Genomic DNA, 5,078 nt, shown 5'->3' with positions numbered 1-5,078 from the left:
AGCACCAGGTCGGCGGCGTACACGGCGGCCCGCTCGGCGAGCGTCGCGCCGGCCGCCGCGTAGGCGTCGTCGGGATAGCTCGCGGCCGCGCCGGCGCCGCGCTCGACGCTGACGGCGTGGCCGGCCGCCACGTATTTCTTGACGGTTTCGGGCGTCGCGGCCACGCGCGCTTCATGAGCCCGCGTCTCGACGGGCACTCCGATCTGCATCGTGATCCTCCAGCTGGCTTTCTGATTCTTGATTTCGACTGCGAGGCGAGCCGGAGCGCTTCCGGACGACGACGACCGGCTCGAAGGCAACGGCATGGTCAACGCGCCAATGTACCCGATCGCCCCGGCCGCGCCGCATCCGGCCCTTTCCCGGTGGACAAACGGCGGCGAATCGGTCAGGCAAGGCGGCGTCTTCGGCCCGAAGCCAGTTGGGGCCGGATCGCGACGCGAGCGGGCGCCGGCCCCCGCCCAAGCTTCGGCAGCCGCGCCGCGCAACCGGTAAAATGCTCGCCCATGAAACCCGAACTCTGGACCCCGCACGTCACGGTGGCCGCGATCGTCGAACGCGACGGCCGCTTCCTGCTGATCGAGGAACACACGTCGGCAGGATTGCGGCTCAATCAGGCCGCCGGCCATCTCGAGGCCGGCGAAACGCTCGTCGAGGCCGTGATCCGCGAAACGCTCGAGGAAACGGCGCACCCGTTCGAGCCGGAAGCGCTCGTGGGCGTCTACCAGACGCATTTCGAGCGGCCCGGCAAGGGCGGCGCGACCTACCTGCGCTTCACGTTCTGCGGGCGGGCCGGCGAGGCCGTCGCGGGCCGCGCGCTCGACGAAGGCATCGTCCGCACGCTGTGGATGACGGCCGACGAGCTGCGCGCCGCCTCGGATCGCCACCGCACGCCCGCGGTCATGCAGTGCGTCGACGATTACCTCGCCGGCCGCCGCGTGCCGCTGGAGTTCGTCCATACGCATTCCGTCGCGCCCTACCGCGCGACGCCCGAACATCAGGCTGTCAGCAAATGAAGAAGCAACGTGTCGTGGTCGGCATGTCGGGCGGTGTCGATTCGTCGGTCACCGCGTGGCTGCTGAAGGAACAGGGTTACGACGTGGTCGGCCTGTTCATGAAGAACTGGGAAGACGACGACGACGGCGAGTACTGCTCGACCCGTCAGGACTGGATCGATGTCGTATCCGTGGCCGACCTGATCGGCATCGACGTCGAGGCCGTCAATTTCGCCGCCGAATACAAGGACCGCGTGTTCGCCGAATTCCTGCGCGAATACTCGGCCGGCCGCACGCCGAACCCGGACGTGCTCTGCAACGCCGAGATCAAGTTCAAGGCGTTTCTCGATCACGCGATGTCGCTCGGCGCGGAAACCATCGCCACCGGCCACTACGCGCGCGTGCGCGAACGCGAAGGCCGCTTCGAGCTGCTCAAGGCGTTCGATCACACCAAGGATCAGTCCTACTTCCTGCACCGGCTCAATCAGGCGCAGCTCTCGAAAACGCTGTTCCCGCTCGGCGAGATGCCGAAAACGCGGGTGCGCGAGATCGCCGAGCAGATCGGCCTGCCGAACGCGAAGAAGAAGGATTCCACGGGCATCTGCTTCATCGGCGAGCGGCCGTTCCGCGATTTCCTGAACCGCTACCTGCCGACCAAGCCGGGCCCGATGAGGACGCCCGACGGCAAGCGCGTGGGCGAGCACATCGGCCTGGCGTTCTACACGTTCGGCCAGCGCAAGGGCATCGGCCTCGGCGGCAGCAAGGACGGCAGCGGCGAGCCGTGGTTCGTGGCCGGCAAGGACATCGCGTCGAACACGCTGTACGTCGCGCAGGGGCACGATCATGCGTGGCTGCTGTCGCACGAACTGGTGGCCGGCAACGTCAGCTGGGTGGCCGGCGAGCCGCCCGCCGAAGGCTTCGCCTGCGGCGCAAAAACGCGTTACCGGCAAGCGGACGCGGCCTGCACGTTCGGCCGCGCCAAGCCCGGCGAAGCCGGGGAAGCACGCTTCTCGCTGGCGTTCGAGGCGGCGCAATGGGCGGTCACGCCGGGCCAGTCGGCGGTGCTCTACGACGGCGAGATCTGCCTGGGCGGCGGCATCATCGAAGCGGTCGCGACGGGCCAGCCCGGCTCGGCCAACGCAGTGGGCGCGGCCCTCACGCGCGAGTCTGCCGGCGGCGTGGCGCTCTGAGCCGCCCGCCTTTCCCCTTCCTTTCAGGCAGCTTTAGTGGGGCCCGCTTCGAAGCGGGCTGACACATTCTCGGTTTAGACTTGCGGCACGCGACAATCGGCCGCTGGCACAGCACACGGCCGACGCCGCGCGCCGCCGGCCCTGGCCCAGACGGCCACGCCATGGCGGCCAACCGAAGAATAAGGAATCCCCCATGTTTGCAAGACGCTATCTCGCGATGTGGTGCGCGACGCTCGTGCTCGTGCTGCTCGCCGTCCTCGCCCTTTCCCATCTGATCGCCTGGCCCTGGATCCTGATCCCCGCCGCCTTCGTCGGCCTCGGCCTCTGGGATCTCCAGCAGGATCACCACGCGATCCTGCGGAACTACCCGCTCTGGGGCCACTTCCGCTTCATGTTCGAGTTCATCCGCCCGGAAATCCGCCAGTACTTCATCGAGGACGACACCGACGAAAAGCCGTTCTCGCGCGCGCAACGCAGCGTGGTCTACCAGCGCGCCAAGAACGAGGCCGACAACCGGCCGTACGGCACCGAACTGAACGTCAGATCGGTCGCGCACGAGTGGATCAGCCACTCGCTGGTGCCGACCCGGCTCGCGAACCACGATTTCCGGATCCGCGTGGGCGCCGAGCGCGCCCAGCCCTACGACATTTCGATCTTCAACATCTCGGCGATGAGCTACGGCTCGCTGTCGGCGAACGCGATCCGCTCGCTGAACCTCGGCGCCAAGAAGGGCGGCTTCGCGCACGACACCGGCGAAGGTTCGCTGTCGAAATATCACCGCGAGCACGGCGGCGACATCATCTGGGAAATCGCCTCGGGCTATTTCGGCTGCCGTAACGACGACGGCACGTTCAACCCCGACAAGTACGCGAAGCAGGCCGCCGATCCGCAGGTCAAGATGATCGAGGTGAAGCTCTCGCAGGGCGCCAAGCCGGGCCACGGCGGCGTGCTGCCGGCCGCCAAGATCACGCCCGAGATCGCCGAGACGCGCGGCATCCCGATGGGCAAGGATTGCATCTCGCCGGCCTCGCATTCGGAGTTCTCGACGCCGCGCGGCCTGCTCGAATTCGTCGAGAAGCTGCGCACGCTGTCGGGCGGCAAGCCCACCGGCTTCAAGCTCTGCATCGGCCATCCGTGGGAATTCTTCGGCATCGCCAAGGCGATGCTCGAAACCGGCATCGTGCCGGACTTCATCGTGGTGGACGGCGCCGAGGGCGGCACCGGCGCGGCACCGCTCGAATTCACCGACCACGTGGGCGTGCCGCTGCAGGAAGGGCTGCTGCTGGTGCACAACACGCTGGTGGGGATCGGCCTGCGCGAGCGCGTCAAGATCGGCGCGAGCGGCAAGATCATCACGGCGTTCGACATCGCGCGCACGCTCGCGATCGGCGCGGACTGGGTCAACTCGGCGCGCGGCTTCATGTTCGCGGTGGGCTGCATCCAGGCGCAGACCTGCCACACCGGCCGCTGCCCGACCGGCGTGGCGACGCAGGACGAAGTGCGCCAGCGCGCGCTGGTGGTGCCGGACAAGTCGGAACGCGTCTACAACTTCCACCGCAACACGCTGCACGCGCTGCAGGAACTGGTGCAGGCCGCCGGCCTCGCGCATCCGGCCGATCTGCGCGCGCATCACATCGTGCAGCGCGTCGCTCCGCACGAGGTGCGGCTGATGTCGCAGTTGCTCAAGTACGTGAAGCCGGGCGCGCTGCTGACCGGCGACAAGCTCGGCCTGACGCTCTACGACACCTGGTGGCCGGCGTCGCGCAGCGATTCGTTCTCGATCGGCGACGCGGCCTACGCGGCGTGGGCGGCCTACGACGAATAAGCCCCGCCCGATCGGCCCGCATCAATGAAAACGCCCCGCCGGGCAGTGCGCCGGCGGGGCGTTTTTGTATCCGCGCGCGGGGCGCGCGATCAGTTCTGCGGCACGGTATCGATGAACGACTGCCGCTGCGAGAGCTTCGCGAAATGCTTGTCGAGATTCGGATGCCGGTCGCGCCACGCGAGTTCGGGCATGCGGAAGTCGAGATAGCCGAGCGCGCAACCGAGCGCGACGTCCGACAGCGTGTAGTGATTGCCCACGCACCACGGCTTGCCGCCGAGGCCCTGCGACATCGCCACCAGGCCGTCGTCGATCTTGCGCTGCTGGCGCGCGATCCAGGCCTCGCTGCGCTGTTCCGGCGTACGCTGGGTGTTCTCGATGCGGATGTTGACCGCCGCGTCCAGCACGCCGTCGCCCAGCGCTTCCCAGCACCGCACCTCGACGCGCTCGCGCCCCGACGGCGGGATCAGCTTGCAGACCGGCGACAACGTATCCACGTATTCGCTGATCACGCGCGAATCGAACACCGCTGCGCCGTCGTCCATCACGAGACACGGCACCTTGCCGAGCGGATTCGATGCGTGGATCGCGGTGTCCGGCCCCCACACGTTCTCGAGTTCCAACTGGTAGTCGATCTTCTTTTCGGCCAGCACGATACGCGCCTTGCGCACGTAGGGGCTGCCGAGCGAACCGATGAGTTTGATCATCCTGCTTGCCTGCCTGCCAAGTAAATACCGCCCGAGAGTATACGTCGTCAGACGTCGGCGACGATCATAACCGCCCGCCCCGGCCTGCGGGCAAGTCGCCCGAATGGCGTGTGGACCGGATGCAACAACGCCGCGGCGGCGCTTGCGGCAAGGCAGGCAGGCCGCCGCACCGGCCGACGCGCACGCCGCACGACAGCGCTACAATCGCGCCATGAACGCACCCACCGAAACCGCCCTCGCCCCCGAGCCGTACAACAATCTCGCCGCGCTGTACGCCAAGCATGGCCGCTACGACGAGGCGCGCGCCGCGCTCGTCACCGCGACCCAGGCGAACCCCGATTACGGCGTCGCCTACGAGAATCTCGGC

Annotated in this window: 4 protein-coding genes and 2 pseudogenes; 4 read left to right on the top strand and 2 right to left on the bottom strand. The window is 67.8% G+C overall.

The features are described 5' to 3' along the window. Positions 1-209 (bottom strand): annotated as a pseudogene (locus G3N92_RS30885) (NAD(P)(+) transhydrogenase (Re/Si-specific) subunit alpha); the annotation flags it as partial. A gap of 294 nt (positions 210-503) precedes the next feature. On the opposite strand from G3N92_RS30885, the gene G3N92_RS30880 reads away from it, so the two are divergent. The 3 genes from G3N92_RS30880 to G3N92_RS30870 all read left to right on the top strand — a co-directional run bounded on the left by G3N92_RS30880 (position 504) and on the right by G3N92_RS30870 (position 4,007). Beyond that, positions 504-1,013 (top strand): NUDIX hydrolase, encoded by a 510-nt coding sequence (locus tag G3N92_RS30880; protein WP_206131341.1) that lies wholly within the window; start codon positions 504-506, stop codon positions 1,011-1,013. Beyond that, complete coding sequence (gene mnmA, locus G3N92_RS30875; RefSeq protein ID WP_206131340.1) at positions 1,010-2,182, top strand: tRNA 2-thiouridine(34) synthase MnmA; 1,173 nt, start codon at positions 1,010-1,012, stop codon at positions 2,180-2,182. Before G3N92_RS30880 ends, mnmA begins: the two co-directional genes overlap by 4 nt. A 193-nt stretch (positions 2,183-2,375) precedes the next feature. Next, positions 2,376-4,007, top strand: a complete 1,632-nt coding sequence (locus tag G3N92_RS30870) for an FMN-binding glutamate synthase family protein (protein ID WP_206131339.1) — start codon at positions 2,376-2,378, stop codon at positions 4,005-4,007. An 89-nt stretch (positions 4,008-4,096) separates the two neighbouring features. On the opposite strand, the gene G3N92_RS30865 is transcribed toward G3N92_RS30870, so the two are convergent. Beyond that, positions 4,097-4,711 carry a glutathione S-transferase N-terminal domain-containing protein gene (locus G3N92_RS30865; RefSeq protein WP_206131338.1) on the bottom strand — a complete coding sequence of 205 codons (615 nt, stop codon included), beginning with the start codon at positions 4,709-4,711 and terminating at the stop codon, positions 4,097-4,099. Positions 4,712-4,952: 241 nt separating this feature from the next. Here G3N92_RS30865 and G3N92_RS30860 point away from each other — a divergent pair. Then, positions 4,953-5,078 (top strand): annotated as a pseudogene (locus G3N92_RS30860) (tetratricopeptide repeat protein); the annotation flags it as partial.

Source organism: Burkholderia sp. Ac-20379, from assembly GCF_017104645.1.
Taxonomy (GTDB): domain Bacteria; phylum Pseudomonadota; class Gammaproteobacteria; order Burkholderiales; family Burkholderiaceae; genus Burkholderia.
Note: the sequence above shows the minus strand (reverse complement) of the source record. Positions and strands in the feature narration are given on the sequence as shown.